Annotated in this window: 18 protein-coding genes and 1 other annotated feature; of the genes, 8 read left to right on the top strand and 10 right to left on the bottom strand. The window is 41.4% G+C overall.

What is annotated here, in order from left to right:
- Positions 1–6 precede the first annotated feature (6 nt).
- From NST09_RS13655 to NST09_RS13645, 3 genes are read right to left on the bottom strand one after another with little or no spacing between them, the layout of a single operon-like run.
- Positions 7–1,167, bottom strand: a complete 1,161-nt coding sequence (locus NST09_RS13655; RefSeq protein ID WP_024718705.1) for an acetoin utilization protein AcuC — start codon at positions 1,165–1,167, stop codon at positions 7–9.
- The gene (locus NST09_RS13650; RefSeq protein WP_008343059.1) at positions 1,164–1,805 is read right to left on the bottom strand and encodes a CBS and ACT domain-containing protein; all 642 of its coding nucleotides are present in this window, start codon (positions 1,803–1,805) and stop codon (positions 1,164–1,166) included. The genes NST09_RS13655 and NST09_RS13650 overlap by 4 nt, the downstream gene beginning before the upstream one ends.
- A 38-nt stretch (positions 1,806–1,843) precedes the next feature.
- The gene (locus NST09_RS13645) at positions 1,844–2,476 is read right to left on the bottom strand and encodes a GNAT family N-acetyltransferase (RefSeq protein ID WP_008343062.1); all 633 of its coding nucleotides are present in this window, start codon (positions 2,474–2,476) and stop codon (positions 1,844–1,846) included.
- A 155-nt stretch (positions 2,477–2,631) separates the two neighbouring features.
- Here NST09_RS13645 and acsA point away from each other — a divergent pair, with 155 nt between their 5' ends.
- Both acsA and tyrS read left to right on the top strand, forming a co-directional pair.
- A complete protein-coding gene (acsA, locus tag NST09_RS13640) occupies positions 2,632–4,356 on the top strand; it encodes an acetate--CoA ligase (RefSeq protein WP_035391106.1) in 1,725 nt (574 codons plus the stop codon).
- Between the two features lie 59 nt (positions 4,357–4,415).
- Positions 4,416–4,651 (top strand) — a binding site (T-box leader).
- Between the two features lie 53 nt (positions 4,652–4,704).
- Entirely contained in the window at positions 4,705–5,973 is a 1,269-nt protein-coding gene (tyrS, locus tag NST09_RS13635; RefSeq protein WP_048002736.1) for a tyrosine--tRNA ligase, read from the top strand.
- A gap of 128 nt (positions 5,974–6,101) precedes the next feature.
- Here tyrS and NST09_RS13630 read toward each other — a convergent pair whose 3' ends face one another.
- Positions 6,102–6,443, bottom strand: a complete 342-nt coding sequence (locus NST09_RS13630; RefSeq protein WP_007501790.1) for an antibiotic biosynthesis monooxygenase — start codon at positions 6,441–6,443, stop codon at positions 6,102–6,104.
- Positions 6,444–6,646: 203 nt separating this feature from the next.
- Here NST09_RS13630 and NST09_RS13625 point away from each other — a divergent pair, with 203 nt between their 5' ends.
- From NST09_RS13625 to NST09_RS13615, 3 genes are all read left to right on the top strand, one after another.
- A complete protein-coding gene (locus NST09_RS13625) occupies positions 6,647–7,294 on the top strand; it encodes a triacylglycerol lipase (protein ID WP_025207804.1) in 648 nt (215 codons plus the stop codon).
- 95 nt (positions 7,295–7,389) lie between these two features.
- Positions 7,390–7,602, top strand: coding sequence for a hypothetical protein (locus NST09_RS13620; protein WP_035702043.1), 213 nt, complete (start codon positions 7,390–7,392; stop codon positions 7,600–7,602).
- Positions 7,603–7,651: 49 nt separating this feature from the next.
- On the top strand, positions 7,652–8,251 hold the full coding sequence (locus tag NST09_RS13615; protein WP_116307273.1) for a cysteine hydrolase family protein: 600 nt from the start codon (positions 7,652–7,654) through the stop codon (positions 8,249–8,251).
- Between the two features lie 8 nt (positions 8,252–8,259).
- On the opposite strand, the gene NST09_RS13610 is transcribed toward NST09_RS13615, so the two are convergent.
- Positions 8,260–8,823 (bottom strand): hypothetical protein, encoded by a 564-nt coding sequence (locus NST09_RS13610; RefSeq protein ID WP_058213923.1) that lies wholly within the window; start codon positions 8,821–8,823, stop codon positions 8,260–8,262.
- A 267-nt stretch (positions 8,824–9,090) separates the two neighbouring features.
- Between NST09_RS13610 and NST09_RS13605 the strand changes: the two genes are divergently transcribed.
- Positions 9,091–9,177: a putative holin-like toxin gene (locus NST09_RS13605; RefSeq protein ID WP_017358303.1), complete on the top strand. Its 87-nt coding sequence runs from the start codon at positions 9,091–9,093 to the stop codon at positions 9,175–9,177.
- A gap of 302 nt (positions 9,178–9,479) precedes the next feature.
- Here NST09_RS13605 and rpsD read toward each other — a convergent pair whose 3' ends face one another.
- On the bottom strand, positions 9,480–10,082 hold the full coding sequence (rpsD, locus tag NST09_RS13600) for a 30S ribosomal protein S4 (protein WP_007501777.1): 603 nt from the start codon (positions 10,080–10,082) through the stop codon (positions 9,480–9,482).
- A 310-nt stretch (positions 10,083–10,392) separates the two neighbouring features.
- Positions 10,393–10,893 (bottom strand): GAF domain-containing protein, encoded by a 501-nt coding sequence (locus NST09_RS13595; protein WP_041092574.1) that lies wholly within the window; start codon positions 10,891–10,893, stop codon positions 10,393–10,395.
- 126 nt (positions 10,894–11,019) lie between these two features.
- Here NST09_RS13595 and refZ point away from each other — a divergent pair, with 126 nt between their 5' ends.
- Entirely contained in the window at positions 11,020–11,685 is a 666-nt protein-coding gene (gene refZ, locus NST09_RS13590; protein ID WP_058337281.1) for a forespore capture DNA-binding protein RefZ, read from the top strand.
- Here the strand turns inward: refZ and hisJ are convergent.
- Positions 11,655–12,470, bottom strand: a complete 816-nt coding sequence (gene hisJ / locus NST09_RS13585) for a histidinol-phosphatase HisJ (protein ID WP_046344221.1) — start codon at positions 12,468–12,470, stop codon at positions 11,655–11,657. The two genes, refZ and hisJ, sit on opposite strands and share 31 nt — an antisense overlap.
- Before the next feature lie 336 nt (positions 12,471–12,806).
- On the opposite strand from hisJ, the gene ezrA reads away from it, so the two are divergent.
- Positions 12,807–14,510, top strand: coding sequence for a septation ring formation regulator EzrA (gene ezrA / locus NST09_RS13580; RefSeq protein WP_342493056.1), 1,704 nt, complete (start codon positions 12,807–12,809; stop codon positions 14,508–14,510).
- Between the two features lie 40 nt (positions 14,511–14,550).
- On the opposite strand, the gene brnQ (NST09_RS13575) is transcribed toward ezrA, so the two are convergent.
- Positions 14,551–15,894, bottom strand: a complete 1,344-nt coding sequence (brnQ, locus tag NST09_RS13575; protein WP_050827562.1) for a branched-chain amino acid transport system II carrier protein — start codon at positions 15,892–15,894, stop codon at positions 14,551–14,553.
- Positions 15,895–16,103: 209 nt separating this feature from the next.
- On the bottom strand, positions 16,104–17,447 hold the full coding sequence (gene brnQ, locus NST09_RS13570) for a branched-chain amino acid transport system II carrier protein (protein WP_057079202.1): 1,344 nt from the start codon (positions 17,445–17,447) through the stop codon (positions 16,104–16,106).
- Positions 17,448–17,616: the final 169 nt, after the last annotated feature.

The raw sequence follows: 17,616 nt of genomic DNA, 5'->3' as shown, positions 1-17,616 counted from the left end.
TTTTTTTTATGCCTTTTTCTTTTCTCGTCTAACAGGCATGAGAGCTTTTTCTACCGTTTGCGCATTTTTTTCTGTAATTTCTGCTCTTCTTGGAATCGGTGGATATAAATCGTCAGGATCTAGCCATGTGGATGGAAGCGGAACAGGCGATTGTTTTTCCCATGCCCGAATCCATTCCTGAGGAAGCGCATCTGGTGGTGTAATGCCTTTCATCTCAAGCCAAATACGGCTCCATGCTCTTGGAACGACACGCCAAATATCATAGCCGCCTCCGCCCACAGCGATCCATTTTCCATCACAATATTGATGCGCCAGCTCATGGGCAATTCTAGGAATTTCCTCATATATTTTCATGGTAGCAGATAAATGCGTCAAAGGGTCATAATAGTGGGCATCTGCTCCATTTTGCGTCAAAATGACATCTGGTTTAAAAAAAGCAGCAATCTCTGTCACTGCTGTTCGATAGGCTTCTAAAAATGATTCATCTTCTGTAAATGCGTCAAGCGGGATATTATATGCATAGCCATAGCCTTTATCATGACCCCTTTCCTGTACTTGTCCAGTTCCAGGGAACAAATAGCGCCCTGTTTCATGAATGGAAACAGTACATACCTCTGGATCATCATAGAAGCTAAACTGTACACCATCGCCATGATGAGCATCGGTATCAATATATAAAATTCTAGCGCCATATGTCTTTTGAATATACTGAATGGCCACAGAGCTGTCATTATAAATACAAAAGCCAGAAGCACGCCCTTTAAATCCATGGTGAAGCCCGCCGCCAAGATTAAGCGCATGCTGCGAATGCCCAAGCATCACTTGATCAACCGCTGTTAATGTCCCGCCAACTAGGAGAGAAGCTGCCTCATGCATCCCTGCAAACATCGGGGTGTCCTCAGTGCCAAGACCATAACGTTCCCCCTCTGCGGTGGACAGTTTTCCTTCACTTGCTCGCTGTACTGCTTGAATATAGTCTGCTGTATGGACGAGCTTTAATTCCTCCAGCGTCGCCATACGAGGTGCGACAATCTCATCATCCGTTAACGCCTTCATTTTTTGAAGAAGATCATAAGTTAAGTAGACGCGAAGCTGATTGAAGGGATGATCTTGGTGAAACTGGTACGTTTGAAAAGATGGTGAAAAAACAAAGGTCGCTTCCTTCATTTGATCGTCTGCTCCATAGGCCATAGCACCTTATAGCCTTTTGCACGAATTAGCTTCGTCACATGATCAGCATGCATCGTTTGAAGGCGGAAGACGAGCACTTTAGAGGATTCATTGGCATGTGGGTACACGAGTACACTCAGCATTTGAATATGCTGCTCTTTTAAAATGGACGTAATGTCTGCAAGACCCTCTGTCACTTGCGCTACTTCAACCTCTAAATGTGATCCAGGCTGATCTGCACCTGTTAGTCTTACAAACGTACGAAGTAAATCTGTTTTTGTGATGATCCCTACAAGCTTGCCGCGTCTCACAACGGGAAGACAGCCAATTCCGTGTTCAAAAAAGACACTTGAAATCTCCTCAACGAAATCAAGCGGATGAGCGGTAATCGTCTCTAGCACCATGATGTCTTCAACCGGCCGCTGAATAAAAAGCTGCCTTTTCTCTGTTTCAAAAATACTTGGACTGGCATTTTTAATATCCCGATCTGTCACCATCCCAATGACAGATCCCTGCTCAGATACGATGGGAATATGCCGAATGTGATGTGCACTCATTTTTTGAATGGCTTCTTCAATCGTATCGGTTTTGCGCAGCGTGATCACATCACGCTCCATAATTTGTTCAATCATCATGTTTACCAATCCCCTTTGCCAAAAAAACGAATTGAACGTTAATACATAAAGCGCTGATGGAAGCGAAGACGATCGAAACGCTCGATCGAATCAGGACTTACATTTTTTCCGATCCGTGCCATTAAACAATTGGCTGGATGTGAGCTGATCTCTGGCTCGTCTGTTGCAAACCAGACAAGACCGCCTGCGTTCATCATTTTCTCCATCATTTTGCGGTACTCCCACACGTTTTTCTTCGTCCCCTTTAAATCCCAATGCCAGTAATATTCAGTTGTAATGATAATGTAATTCTCCATTTGCTCATCCATCATGCTCACATCCAGTAAATGCTTGCCAAGTGAACAGCCTCTGAATGGAGGAGCGACTTCAATGGCACCGAGCTCAATTAAATTGTCCATGTTGCCTTCTGACCAGCGTTCAAGTGGATCAGGGTACAAATACGTGACATAGCCTACGACAAGCTCATCCACCCTAGCAATGATAATACGTCCTTCAGGAAGATCTGCTATTTCAACAAGTGCTTGTTTCTGTTCCTCAGGCGTGCGAAATGCCGTTAGTCCTTCATGAAACGTATAGTTCGCAAGCTCTGATGCAGGTACCGGTCCTTCAATCAGGATGGTGCCTGTTTCTCTCGTAATTGTTTTTGAATAATAAGTTTTAGGATGCTCCACGTATCCACCGCCTCAAATTCTAGTGAGTCGTCTCTATTTTATCTTAAATCTGACAATAATTAAAACGGTTTCATCAGAAGTTTTTTAAAAATTGAGAAAAAAAGTCATCTATACTATAATGGTCATTGTAAACGTATGCAAAGGGGGACTGTTTGATGAAAGTGGAAACGCTACCATCAGTAAAAGGGGACTATCATTTAAATGATTATGAGCAAGCATACAAAGAATTTTCATGGGAGGAAGCGAGAAAAAATTTCTCTTGGTATGAAACAGGAAAAGTAAATGCAGCTTATGAAGCGATTGACAGACATGCGGACTCGTTTCGTAAAAACAAGGTGGCGCTTCACTACAAAGATTCACAGCGGGATGAAAAGTATACGTTCAGGGATATGAAAATCAAGACAAACAAAGCAGGAAATCTATTAAGAGAACAGGCACATGTGCAAAAAGGGGATCGCGTGTTTATCTTTATGCCAAGATCACCTGAGCTCTATTTTCTACTGCTTGGTGCTGTCAAAATTGGTGCGATCGTCGGTCCGTTATTTGAAGCATTTATGGAAGGTGCCGTCAAAGATCGTTTAGAAAATAGTGAGGCAAAAGTGATTGTGACAACGCCTGATCTGCTTGAGCGGATTCCGTTTGCAGAACTTCCAAAGCTTGAATCCGTCATCATTGTCGGTGGTGAAAAAGAGGATGCAGGTGGTGTGCGGACGATTCACTTTGAAGAAGCATTTGAGCAGGCAGCGAAGGAACTTGAAATCGAGTGGATGGATGAAAAAGATGGATACTTGCTTCATTACACGTCAGGGTCCACTGGTACGCCAAAAGGTGTGCTCCATGTTCATGGCGCAATGGTGCAGCAAGGCCAGACGGGTAAATGGGTACTTGATTTGAAAGAAGAAGATGTCTACTGGTGTACAGCTGATCCAGGCTGGGTAACAGGGACGGTGTACGGTATTTTTTCTCCGTGGTTGAATGGAGCGACGAATGTGATTTTAGGCGGCAGGTTCAATCCTGATACGTGGTACGAAACCATTGAATCGCTTGGTGTGACCGTTTGGTACAGTGCACCGACAGCCTTCAGAATGCTGATGGGAGCAGGAGACGATCTCATTCAAAAATATGATCTCAGCTCACTCCGTCATGTGTTAAGTGTAGGAGAGCCACTTAATCCAGAAGTGATCCGCTGGGGAGACGCTGTATTCGGTAAACGAATTCATGATACTTGGTGGATGACAGAAACAGGTGCACAGCTGATTTGTAACTATCCATCCATGGATATCAAACCAGGTTCGATGGGGAAACCAATTCCAGGCGTTGAAGCTGCGATTGTGGATAATGCCGGAAATGAACTTCCGCCATACCGGATGGGGAACCTTGCCATCAAAAAAGGCTGGCCGTCTATGATGCATACGATCTGGAACAATCCTGAAAAATATGAATCTTACTTTATGCCGGGAGATTGGTATGTTTCAGGAGATTCTGCTTATATGGATGAAGACGGATACTTCTGGTTCCAGGGACGTGTCGACGATGTCATCATGACGTCAGGAGAGCGGGTCGGTCCATTTGAGGTAGAAAGTAAACTGGTGGAACATCCGGCCATTGCAGAGGCTGGTGTCATCGGAAAACCAGATCCTGTGCGCGGTGAAATTATTAAAGCATTTATAGCGCTTAGAAGCGGATACGAACCGTCTGATGACCTGAAAGAAGAAATTCGTACGTTCGTGAAAAAAGGACTCGCTGCACATGCAGCACCGAGAGAAATTGAGTTTAAAGACAAATTGCCAAAAACACGCAGCGGTAAAATTATGAGACGTGTGCTAAAAGCGTGGGAACTGAATTTACCTGCTGGCGATCTCTCGACAATGGAAGATTAATCACTTCCGTCAGTTGACTTGATATCAAAAGTATGTTAAAAATGACTTTAGTTGAATATGAAAAGGTTTTGACTGAGATTCAGTAGAATCATCTTTCCCTGTCCAAGAGAGCTGACGGCTGGTGCGAGTCAGTACAAAGAGATATTCGAATTACCCTCACGAACCGCTTTTACGAAAAGGAGCATATGCTATCTGATTAGTGAAAGAACGGATCTGTCCGTTATCAGTGTAAGTGAAAAGACGTGTTGTTTTGTCTTTTAAGCAGGGTGGTACCGCGATATATATCGTCCCTTCGTTCATTCGAAGGGGCGTTTTTTATGTTGAATTGTAAAAAAAGGAGATTTGGATATGAGTCAATTGATGGAAGAATTATCGTTCAGAGGATTAATTCAGCAACAAACAGATGAAGAAGGTTTAACAAAATTATTAGCAGAAGAAAAAATCAAGCTATACTCCGGCTTTGATCCAACAGCTGACAGCTTGCACATTGGTCACTTACTCCCAATTTTAACATTGCGCAGATTCCAAGAAGCAGGCCATCATCCGATTGCACTTGTTGGTGGCGCAACTGGACTGATTGGTGACCCAAGTTTTAAAAAAGCAGAACGTTCACTAAACCCAGCAGAAATCGTCGAACAGTGGTCAGAGAAAATCAAGGGCCAGCTCTCTCAATTCCTTGATTTTGAAGCAGGTGACAACCCAGCTGTTATCGTCAATAACTATGACTGGATCAGTCAAATGAATGTCATCACGTTCCTTCGTGATATTGGAAAGAACTTCGGTGTCAACTTCATGCTCGCAAAAGATATCGTCAGCTCCCGTATTGAAACAGGGATTTCGTACACAGAATTCAGCTACGTGATTCTGCAATCGTTAGACTTCTTGAACCTTTACAGAAATGAAAACTGTAAGCTGCAAATCGGCGGAAGTGACCAGTGGGGAAATATCACATCTGGACTTGAGTTGATCCGTAAGTCTGAAGCAGAAGGCGCAAAAGCATTCGGTCTCACAATGCCGCTTGTGACAAAAGCAGACGGCACGAAGTTTGGGAAAACAGAAGGTGGTGCCATCTGGTTAGATAAAGAAAAAACATCACCATATGAATTCTACCAATTCTGGATTAACACAGATGACCGTGATGTCGTGAAATACTTAAAATACTTTACGTTCCTATCAAAAGAAGAGATCGCATCGTACGAAGAAAAAGTGCAAACAGCCCCTGAAAAACGTGAAGCACAGCGCCGTTTGGCAGAAGAAGTCACAACACTTGTGCATGGCCGTGAATCACTAGAACAGGCTGTCAACATCTCAAATGCGCTATTTAAAGGCGAGATCAAATCTCTTACAGCAGAAGAAGTGAAAGTAGGCTTTAAAGATGTGCCATCAATGGAGAAAGACAGTGGAGAAGAATTAACACTTGTTGATGTTCTTGTCGAATCAAAACTGTCTCCATCAAAACGTCAAGCACGTGAAGATATCACAAACGGTGCCGTCTACATCAACGGAGAGAGACAAACCGACAAAGACTATGTCCTTTCAGCTGAAGACCGAATTGAAAACCAATTTACCGTCTTAAGAAGAGGGAAAAAGAAATACTTCCTTGTAACGTATAAATAAATCCTTATGAAACAGTAAGTATCATGAAAAGCACCTCAAATGTTCATATACATTGAGGTGCTTTTCTTTTTTATTCAGAAGGAGGAATTAAGCTTTTACAGAGCAGTTTTCTCTCATTTGTCTGTTTCTTATTCAAGAAGTGAATCTTCGTTTGTATAAGCATGTTCTACCTTACAAATTCGGGTTGTATAGGACTCATACCAATCTTTTTTTCCTTTTTTTTGAACACGCTGATGTGCTGTATGTGCTTTCCATTCTTTGATGGCTGCTAATGAATCCCAGTAAGAGACAGTGATTCCAACACCATGTTCATCTCGTGCACTTTCTATTCCAAGAAACCCGTCTAGTTCTTTCGCTAATTGTTCCATTTTTTGAGCAGCAGCAGCGTATTCTTTCTGCTCAACATTCGTTCGTTTTGATGTGAAAATCACTGCATAGTAAGGTGGTGCAGGTGTTTGAGTAAATAGCATCTAGTAGAACCTCCTTTTGTCTATTCACATTATATATGAAAGATAGAGTGGCTCGTAGTCTTTTTGTTTTAGTTTCAAAAAGACCATGGTGCTTTTTCATTAGGTATTGTGCTGTAAAATCATCTCATAAAACATTACCTTGTTCACTTTTCTGACATATTTTTCTTGTATAAAATAGAGTCGAATAAGATGAATAAGGGGGAATGAAAGTGATTCGATTTAAGAAAAAGAGTTTGCAAATTCTTGTTGCCCTTGCCTTAGTGCTAGGTTCAATGGCCTTCATCCAGCCGAAAGAAGTCAAAGCGGCTGCGCATAATCCGGTTGTGATGGTGCATGGTATGGGCGGTGCGTCTTATAACTTTGCTTCGATCAAACGATACTTAGTATCACAGGGCTGGGATCAAAACCAACTTTTTGCAATCGATTTCATAGACAAAACAGGCAATAACCTGAACAATGGCCCGAGGCTCTCTAGATTCGTGAAAGATGTACTAGCCAAAACGGGCGCCAAAAAAGTAGATATTGTGGCTCATAGTATGGGTGGTGCGAACACGTTATACTATATTAAAAACCTAGACGGCGGAGATAAAATTGAAAACGTCGTCACACTTGGTGGAGCGAATGGACTCGTATCACTCAGAGCATTACCAGGCACCGATCCAAATCAAAAAATTCTTTACACATCTGTCTATAGTTCAGCCGATCTCATTGTCGTCAACAGCCTCTCACGTTTAATTGGCGCGAGAAACGTCCTCATCCACGGCGTTGGACATATCGGTCTATTAACCTCAAGCCAAGTCAAAGGCTATGTGAAAGAAGGATTGAATGGCGGAGGACAGAATACGAATTAAAAAATGAAAAAGACAGCGATTTGTGCTGTCTTTTTTGATGTCATGGTTATATAGGGTCTACTAGGTGTTGCAGAAGGTTTTTAGGAGGATAAAAGATGACGCAAAAACTCAAACAATATTTCTTAGGCTACTTTCTCTATTTCCCATGTTCATTTCTGATTATCTATATGATCTGGATGGCAATCGTCAAATCAGTGCAATGGGCAGAAGTCATATCTAATTGTACATCCATCATTGGTATCTATTACTTAATAGCCAGTGTGTGGTTTGTCTTTTTACTGCAAAAACAGACAAAACATCGTACATAGCCAAATAAAAACATGTACAAATCAACCACCATTCCTTACACTACATATAATGAACGAGATTCTTTGGAGGTGGGGATTTGTGCAACATCATCAAAAGGCTTTGATTATGGTCGATGTACAGAAAGCATTCGAGCACGAACAATGGGGAGAACGGAATAATCTAGATGCAGAGAAGAACATCAGTCGTCTATTGACGTTTTGGAGAGAAAAAGGCTGGACAGTCATTCATATTCAGCATACATCGGATCAGCCGCACTCCTTATTTCATCCAGCAAATGAAGGGCACTCCTTCAAAGAGGTCGCCAAACCGCTAGATGAAGAAACGGTCATACAAAAGAAAGTCAACAGTAGCTTTATAGGCACAAACTTAGAGGAACAACTAAGATCGAACGAGATCGACACTATTGTGATCGCTGGACTCACAACACCACACTGCGTATCTACCACAACAAGAATGAGTGGAAACCTAGGCTTTGATACTTACCTCATGTCAGATGCAACAGCCGCCTTTGGACTCGCAGATCAAACCGGTACATACTATGATCCAGAAACGATCCATCGCCTTTCACTTGCAACACTGCATGACGAATTTGCGACTATCCTGACAACTGAGCAGCTGATCACAAATTGGGCAAGCAAAAGCTCCTAGAATCATCTCTAGGAGCTTTTTGCTTGTTCATCCAGCGGCTGTTTTCGTTGTTCAATACTTGAGTAGATGAGATCTATTCCAATAAATAAGAAGCTGACAAAGAAAGATAAAATGAGTGTGCCGTGCTCCCAAATGGAGATATTTACTAGTTTTATGTAAAGGATATACTTAATCGAGAGGTGTAAAACGATCCAAGAACTGATCCACTCCAAAGCAAAAGTCAGCCATGAAGGGAATTTGAGTAAATAAGCCAGCCCTTTGCCTATGAAAAGAAGAAAAGGCGACCAAAAAACCACGATTCCACTCACCAATAAAGAGAACGAGATGAAAGAGAAAAATGAATCATATGTGATGTAATCTCCAAAAAGATAGTTTATCCCTAAAGCAACGATGCACAGCATGACACTTGGAACAGCGATCACGAGGCAGAGAGAAAAATAAAGCAGTAATATGAACGATATCGTAGCCAATAGGTTTGGTGGTGCATCTATGACCTGCTTTTTTCTTAAAAGAGAATAGGCGAAAATAGACAAGAAAAAGAGAACGAAAATCATGACTATGGTAAAAAACATGGAATTCCTCCAGCTTAGTGCGTTAGAAAAAGATCTCTATCATCATTGTACCAATAGACAAACGGCAGCTAAATGATATTTTTTTCCTATAGTTGCATGTGGGAATGACAATCACGTAATGAAGCGTGAAGGTGGTTATGCTGCTAAGAAAGGTTTTTGAATATGGAAGGTAACTTCCAATGTTTTCATGTATAATAGAGAGCGTGCAAATGTACGGCGTACTCAAAGGTGGTCTTGGCTAAATCCCCTTGAAAGGGGGTGCTGCCTATGTCAACTTTTCAAGCATTGTCCCTTATGTTTTTATTTGGGATGTTTATTCTTGCTTTGTTGACGTATATAGACAAAAAGAAATAGACCACCCTTTGAGCCTAGACAACTTGTAGGGTAGGTCCATTTATTGTGTACCTTCTAGCCAGCTCACTTTGAGCCAAGCATTTGTGCATTGCTGGGATGTGACAGCATCCTGGCTTCTTTTAATTTACGCTACATCTATTTGTATTATAACATAAAAAGGATTTGGTTAAACACTGTCATACATCCACTCTCATCTAGTTAGGTGTTAGAACATGATGGAATACAAACAAAAAACCCTAGAAATCCTTGAACAATCAAGGTCTCTAGGGTTTGTTTGATCACTCTCTGAGAGAGTCATGAAATTAACGAGAGTAGAACTCAACGATTAGTTGTTCGCTGATTTCAGGCGCTAATTCAGAACGCTCTGGAAGACGAGTGAAAGTTCCTTCAAGCTTTTCAGCATCGAAAGTAAGGTATTCAGGTACGAAGTTGTTCACTTCAACTGATTCTTTCACAACTGCAAGGTTTTGAGATTTCTCACGAAGAGCAATCGTTTGACCTGGTTTCACAGAGAAAGATGGGATGTCTACACGGCTTCCATCAACAAGGATGTGACCATGGTTTACTAGCTGACGAGCTTGGCGGCGCGTACGAGCAAGGCCAAGACGGTATACTAGGTTGTCAAGGCGAGTTTCAAGAAGGATCATGAAGTTTTCACCTTGTTTACCAGGAAGTTTAGCAGCTCTGTCAAATAGTGTACGGAATTGACGTTCGTTGACACCGTACATGTGACGAAGCTTTTGCTTCTCTTGTAATTGTAAACCGTATTCAGATAGTTTTTTGCGTTGTCCTGGACCATGTGGGCCTGGAGCGTAAGGGCGTTTTTCAAGTTCCTTACCTGTTCCGCTTAATGAAATGCCTAAACGGCGGGAAATCTTCCAACTTGGACCTGTATAGCGAGCCATAATGTGACTCCTCCTTATTGTTTTTATTTGTGAAAAATAAAAACCGTCTGTTCTTTGTCTTTTCCGTCATTATGTTTTCATGCATCCTCGCTCCAGCAGCAGGGAGTTACAAGATGCACCTCCATATAGAAGGAACAAAATGATACAAAAAAGCCGAACAAAAAGGCTGCCATATTTCACACAAACTCTATTATATGACGCCAGATAGGAGAAGTCAACCTATTTAAAGAGGAGAATGTCAAACGTGGTCGGCATTCATCCGGGAAGAAAGCAAAACAAAAAAGCAGACACATTGTCTGCTTTTCACGCATCATGACGCATCAGTAGAGGCTGATAACGCATTTTGGAGAACCTCTGTAAATTGAACTAAGTACGTTTCATCCACTTCATTGAAACGATCTTTCACTGGACTGTCAATATCGAGTACCCCAATGATTTGTCCATTTACTTTAAGTGGGATCACAATTTCAGATTGCGATGCTGCATCACATGCAATATGACCAGGGAATGCATGGACATCAGCGATACGCTGTACATCACCTGTCGCAAATGCTGTACCGCAAACCCCTTTTCCAGAAGGAATGCGTACACATGCGGGCAGTCCGTTGAATGGACCAAGCACAAGTTCTCCGCCTTTTGCTAAATAAAATCCTGCCCAATTGACTTCAGGAAGCGAGTGATAAAGCAGCGCCGCAGCATTGGCTAGGTTGGCAATGAGATCAGGTTCACCATCCGTAATCGCTTCTACTTGCTTGATGAGTAATTGATAGTCTTTCGATGGATCACCAGACTGTTTTTCGACATGAAACATGAAAATCTCCTACTTTCTATCTCAAAAATACATAACTTGCGCTTCGCATGTGGGATTTGTCGAGCAATGATTAAAGGAACTTCCGCCTTCACCTTGAAGTATGTACACATGAAGAGGGGTGAGCGGATGAAAACATCAACAACCGTGCAAACAAAAGACCGTATTATTGAAGCTGCCATCAGACTTTTTAACCAAAAAGGATTTTCTGGAACCTCTGTCCGTGAGATTGCGAAGGAAGCAAACGTCAACGTTGCCCATATATCTTATTACTTTCAAGGAAAAGGAGGGCTGCTCGAGCAACTCGTATCCGATTTTTATGAAGGCTATATTCAGATGATTGAATCGCACATCCAGCACATGGAAACCCGTCATGCAAAAGAATGTTTACTTCATGTGGTTTTTGATATTTTATCTTATCAGCATGAAAATCGTCAATTAACCCGTTTCGTTTATCGAGAGGTGACCATTGATTCAACGCTGATCAGGGAAATCATGTCCACCTATTTAACAAAGGAAAAATACTTGTTTCAGCTCATCATTGAAAAAGGAAAAAGCACCCATGTGATTTGTAAGCAGCTGTCACTCTCATCATTTATGATCCAGCTAAAATCACTTCTGATGATGCCATATTTACAGCCGCAATATTTAACAGAGGTGCTTTATATCAACCCAAACGAGCCTTACTTTTATCAAACGTACTATAAGGAACTGAGCCGGTCGCTTCATCATCTGTTAGAACCAAACGAATCGGCACTTGATCCTCACCTGAAACTCATGATGTCTTCAAATTGATCATACGCATACCCGAGATCTTCCGCTTGATGGGCATCAGACCCGAATATGAGCGGAATTTTTTTCTGTTTTGCAAGATCGATCATCCATTGATCTAAATAGATACTTCTGGCATATGTTTTACGAAGACCTGATGTATTAAAATCTAAGGACATGCCTTTTTTTGCCGTTTCTTCAAGACAAAGGGTAACCCTTTGACATAGTTCTGGCGACATTTCGTATGGGAAAAGTTGTTTGAATTTCTGGACAAGGGTGATATGACCGATTCTCTTTGGCTTATATGGACCTAAAGATGATAGAATAGAAGAATGAATTTGTTCATAGTAGCTTTGATAGACGTGTTCGGTGCTGCCATAGATGCTGATCAGCTGCTTGAAGGCGTGCTCATCAAAATCAAGACAAATATAATCATTGCCAGCAGGAAGAAAGTGAACAGATAAAATGCTATCGTCTAGTTCAGGGCCGTAGCAGTCTAAAAAGGCACTTGTTTCCTCTTCATACTCTTTGATATAGTCGACCTCAAGCCCAGTTTTTACTATTAACTGTCCTTTGTATTCCTGTTTCAGCTGATCCAGCTTCGTCAAATAGGCTTCAAGGTCTTGAAGCTTCATGGCACTATCCTGCTCAGGCGTTGGATCTCGAAACGAAGGAGGCAGCGGGGCATGCTCGGTAAAGGTGATGGAATCAAATCCCTTTTTCATTGCTTTTTCAATATAAGAATGAAAAGGATCAAGCGTACCGTGCGGGCAAAATGGCGTATGTAAATGTGCATCTTGTTTCAACATGTCGTCACCTCTTGTCGATATTTTGAAAAACGTCATGTTTATCAGCGAAAATAATGAAAAATCATGACCAAAAATGCTGGTTACATGGTATCATAATAACAATGAAAACGACAGCTTCTGCATACATAAAAACAGGTCACATCAATACATGTGATCAAATGATAGAAAGCCTGAATGACTTTCTTGAAAAAACATACATAAAACCGTGAATGGATCGTATTGGCAAAAATACAATCCTGCTTATAAAAAACAAATGCAAAGCGGACACGAAAGGGTTCTCAGGTCTACTCGGGACACTACCCTGACATCACTTAGATCACAACAAGGGGGCTCATTATGGAGTTTATCATCGGTTTAATTGTCATTTTGCTTGCTTTGTTTTCAGTCGGTTATTTCCTCAGAAAAAATATATATAAAGAGATTGACCGATTGGAAGCATGGAAAATTGAAATTTTAAACAGATCAATTGTAGAAGAAATTTCAAAAATCAAACATTTAAAAATGACCGGAGAAACAGAGCAGTTTTTTGAAAGATGGCGTGCAGAGTGGGACGATATCGTCACAGCCCATCTTCCAAAGGTAGAGGAGCTATTATATGATGCAGAGGAGTATTCTGATAAATATCGATTCTCCAAAGCGAAGCAAGTTCTTGCACATATAGGAGATCTGCTCACCGCTGCTGATTCAAACATCGAAGACATTTTAAAAGAGATTGCAGACCTTGTCACAAGTGAAGAGCAAAACCGAAAAGACATCGAGAAGGTCAAAGAGCAATATCAAACGGTACGAAAAAATCTACTTGCTTACAGCCATTTATATGGCACCCTTTATGACAAAATGGAGCAGGACTTAGATGAGGCCTGGGAAGGGATCAAGCAGTATGAAGAAGAGACAGAAAACGGAAACTACATGACAGCAAGGAAAATTTTGCTTGAGCAAGACCGCAGACTCGATCAGCTGCAATTATATATCAATGATGTACCGAAGCTCATCGCAGACTGCAAACAAACGGTGCCAGGTCAGCTGACGAAGCTGAAAGACGGTTATAAAGAAATGACAGACAAAGGCTACAAGCTAGAGCACATCCAGATCACAAAAGAGCTGGAGAACTTGAATAAACAGCTGACCAGGGCGGAAAAGCTGCTGATTGATGAACTCAACTTAGATGAAGCATCAAGCATTCTGCAAATGATTGATGATGCGATTCAGACGCTGTATGATCAGCTAGAAGCAGAAGTAGAAGCAGGTCAGGAAATCAAGAGCAAAATGCCTGAGCTGACCGAAGCATTTGAAAAACTTGAACAAGACCACACGCAGACAAAGGCAGAAACGGCTCTTGTGAAAGAAAGCTACAAGCTTACAGCAGGAGAGCTGGATCAGCAGAAAGCCTTCGAAAAACGATTAGAAGAAATTGAAAAGCTCATGAAGCAAATACGAGAGAAGCTTGATCGTGACCATGTCGCATACACATTATTAATGGATGAAATCAATCAGCTTGAGACCTTTATTGAGGATGCCAAAACGCTTCATGAAGCGTTTAAAGATCACCTTCAATCGTTACGAAAAGAAGAATTACAGGCAAGAGAAACATTGGCTGAACTTAAAACCATGCTGACAGATACAGTGCGCCAGCTGCACAAAAGCAACATTCCAGGTGTACCTGCTGACATCAAAGACCGTGCTGAAAAAGCGCAGGAGATGATTCGGCAAGTGCAGGAGCAGCTAGAGAATTTGCCGCTGAATATGCCAGCAGTGAACCAGCAATTAAAAGAAGCCTCTGAAACAGTCAGACATGTCGTTGATGAAACACATGACATGCTTCGTAAAGTGGATCAAATTGAACGGATTATACAATACGGCAACCGGTTTAGAAGTCAAAACCACATTCTTTCAGAGCAATTAAAAGAGGCAGAACGAAGATTTTATGCCTATGATTATAACGATTCATTTGAAGTGGCAGCAGCAGCTGTCGAAAAAGCATCACCTGGAGCCGTCCAGAAGCTTTTAACTCAGCAAGAAAAAGAATATCAGCATCAATAAAAAAGCTGAAGTCCATTTTAGGACTTCAGCTTTTTCCGTGTTATGAAGCTTGCTTTTGACGTTCTTCTGAAGCAGAAGAAGTGAAAAGAGAGATCACAAATCCAATCACGACTCCGAGTATGGCAGGCATAATCCAGCCAATGCCAAGGTCATATAGCGGCAAGATCGTTTGAAAGAGATCTTTCACAGGACCAATCGGCAGTTTCGCCGCTGCTAAGCCGTCAAACAGACTGACGCAGCCAGTTAAAATCAAAGTAAGGATATACACAGGTCTTCTATGACCAAGCCATTTGTCAGCAAGTGATAAAACAATAATCACAATCGCTAACGGGTAAATCGCAGTTAAAACAGGTACTGAAAAAGCGATAATATGAGCAAGTCCAAAATTTGAAATGATAAAACTGAATAATGTCACGAGTGTCACAACTGTTTTATAAGAAAGCTTAGGTAGTAATTTTGAGAAATACTCTCCGCACGATGTCACAAGACCGATGCTTGTTGTTAAACAGGCAACCGTAATCGCCGCGCCTAACACAATATTACCTAAACTGCCAAAAAGAAATTGCGAAGACTGAGCCAAGATCTTACTGCCATCTCCAACAAAACCAATGGCGTGTGTACTTGAAGCGCCTAAATAAGCAAGTGATAGATAAACAAATGTTAATCCGCAAGCTGCAATTAGGCCAGCTTTGATACAAGCAGATGTGAGTGCTTTTTTACTTGTTACGCCGCGTCCTTTAATGGCGTTGATGACAACAACTCCAAACACAATAGATGCAAGAGCGTCCATGGTTTTATAGCCTTCTAAAAACCCTTTGAAAAATGATCCATTGCTATAGGACACATCAGGTGTGCCAATGACGCCCATCGGTGTCAAAATGGCTTTGACGATAATAATCAAAATGATCGTAAATTTAATCGGTGTTAACACTTTCCCTACACGATCCACAATTTTCGTTGGATTTAGCGCAAGATAATACGTAATACCAAAAAAGGCCAGTGTAAATAAAAAAAGTGAGAGCCAAGCTGGTACACCAGCTAAAAAGGGTAGTGCACCAATTTCATATGAAACCGTTCCCGTACGAGGAATAGCGAAAAGTGGCCCGATAGATAAATATAAAATGACGGTAAACGCTGTTCCAAAAGCTGGGTGAGCTTTATCAGCTAATCCTTTTGCATCTCGACCTGTCAAAGCGATTGCAATAATCCCTAGAAGAGGTAAACCGACACCTGTTAATAAAAATCCGCCCATTGCTTTCCACACATTTTGCCCAGCATATTGCCCAAGCTCTGGTGGATAAATCATATTACCGGCGCCGAAGAATAGAGCAAACAGCATAAAACCTATGATAACCGTATCTTTCGTCGACAAAGTTGCCTTCATTGCATTTAAAGCCTCCATTATTATGTTGAAATATTCTGTTAATTAGTTGCTAGGTAACCGTTCATCATTAACAATCACTAATTATAAAGGATGTACGCCTGATGTCAACATGTGTTTTCGTACAAAAGTCATGAATTTTTCTATTTTAGTATATGGAGGACAATAAAAAAACATCCCCTTCACTTTGGAAGAGGATGTTTAAAGAATGATTAGGATGCAAGCTGTTTAGGCGGACCAGTCAACATAGAGATGAGTACGCCAATCCCTGCGCCGATGATCGCTGGTACAACCCACCCAATGCCTAAATCGTAAAATGGAATGAATGAATCTAAGAAGTTAGGTAAACCCCCTAGATTGAATTTGGCAGCAAGTAAGCCGTCAATAATGGCAAAAAATCCAGTGAAGATCAAGGATACGACATAAATCACTCGTCTGCCGTTAATCCAGCGGTCAAGGAACGATAATAAAATAATGACAATGGCCAGTGGATATATCGCCACAAGTACAGGGACTGATAGAGAGATAATTTGTGCCAGTCCAAGGTTTGCAACGAATGTGCTAAATAAAGAAACAATTAGAACGACGGTACGATAAGAAAGCGCTGGGAAAAGCTTTGAAAAATATTCCCCGCATGACGAGACAAGTCCAACACTTGTTGTGAGACAAGCGAATAAAATGGCTGCGCCAAGAACAATGTTACCAGCAGAACCGAATAAAAAGTTTGCAGAAAGTGAAAGTAGTTTTCCTCCTTCATTTGCTCCGACCATTCCAGTTGCATCAGGGCTTGAAGCACCAACATAAGCAAGTGAAATATACACGAGTGCTAGTCCCACTGCTGCAACAAGACCAGCTTTTATACAAGCCGATGCAAGTGATTTTCGTTCTGTGATCCCTCTATCTTTCACAGCTGTTACGACCACGATTCCAAAAACGATAGAAGCAAGAGCATCCATTGTTTTATAACCTTCTAAAAACCCAGTAAAGAGAGGGTTTGCTTTATATGTCGCATCAGGCGCACCGATCATTCCCATCGGTGTAGCAATGGCTTTAAACACAATAATGGCAATAACTGCTAATAAGATTGGTGTCAGCACTTTACCAATTCGATCAACCAGCTTTGAAGGGTTTAAAGCAAGAAGATACGTAATGGTGAAAAACACCAGAGTAAAGATGAATAATGGAATCCATGATTCAGCCTGTCCTTCAGAAAGAAATGGAGCTAATCCAATTTCATAAGAAACGGTACCTGTTCGCGGAATGGCGAAAAATGGCCCAATGGATAAATACAGAATAACGGTGAAGATGGTCCCGAATTTAGGGTGAGCTTTATCCGCAAGACCTTTGGCTCCGGTACCTGTAAGGGCGACAGCAATAACCCCTAATAGCGGAAGACCTACGCCTGTGAGTAGAAATCCGCCGATGGCAAGCCATACGTTTTCACCAGCATATTGTCCAAGAACAGGCGGGAAAATCATATTTCCTGCGCCAAAGAATAATGCAAAAAGCATTAGTCCAATAGCCAATGTTTCTTTTATACTTAAACTATTTTTCAAAATAGTCCCTCCTCAATCAGTGTATTGTGTCAAATTTAAATATTCTGACAATTTAGGTGTTTATATGACAATTGCACTATGGATGATATAGTGAAAATGAAAAGTTGTCAACTGCCATTTTCAGAAAATTCTCTGTCTGACTTCATTATGGTAACATATAAATGCATTT

Source organism: Bacillus sp. FSL W7-1346 (assembly GCF_038593335.1).
GTDB lineage: Bacteria > Bacillota > Bacilli > Bacillales > Bacillaceae > Bacillus > Bacillus altitudinis.
The sequence above is the reverse complement of the archived record's forward strand: the minus strand, read 5'-3'. Positions and strand labels throughout refer to the sequence as shown.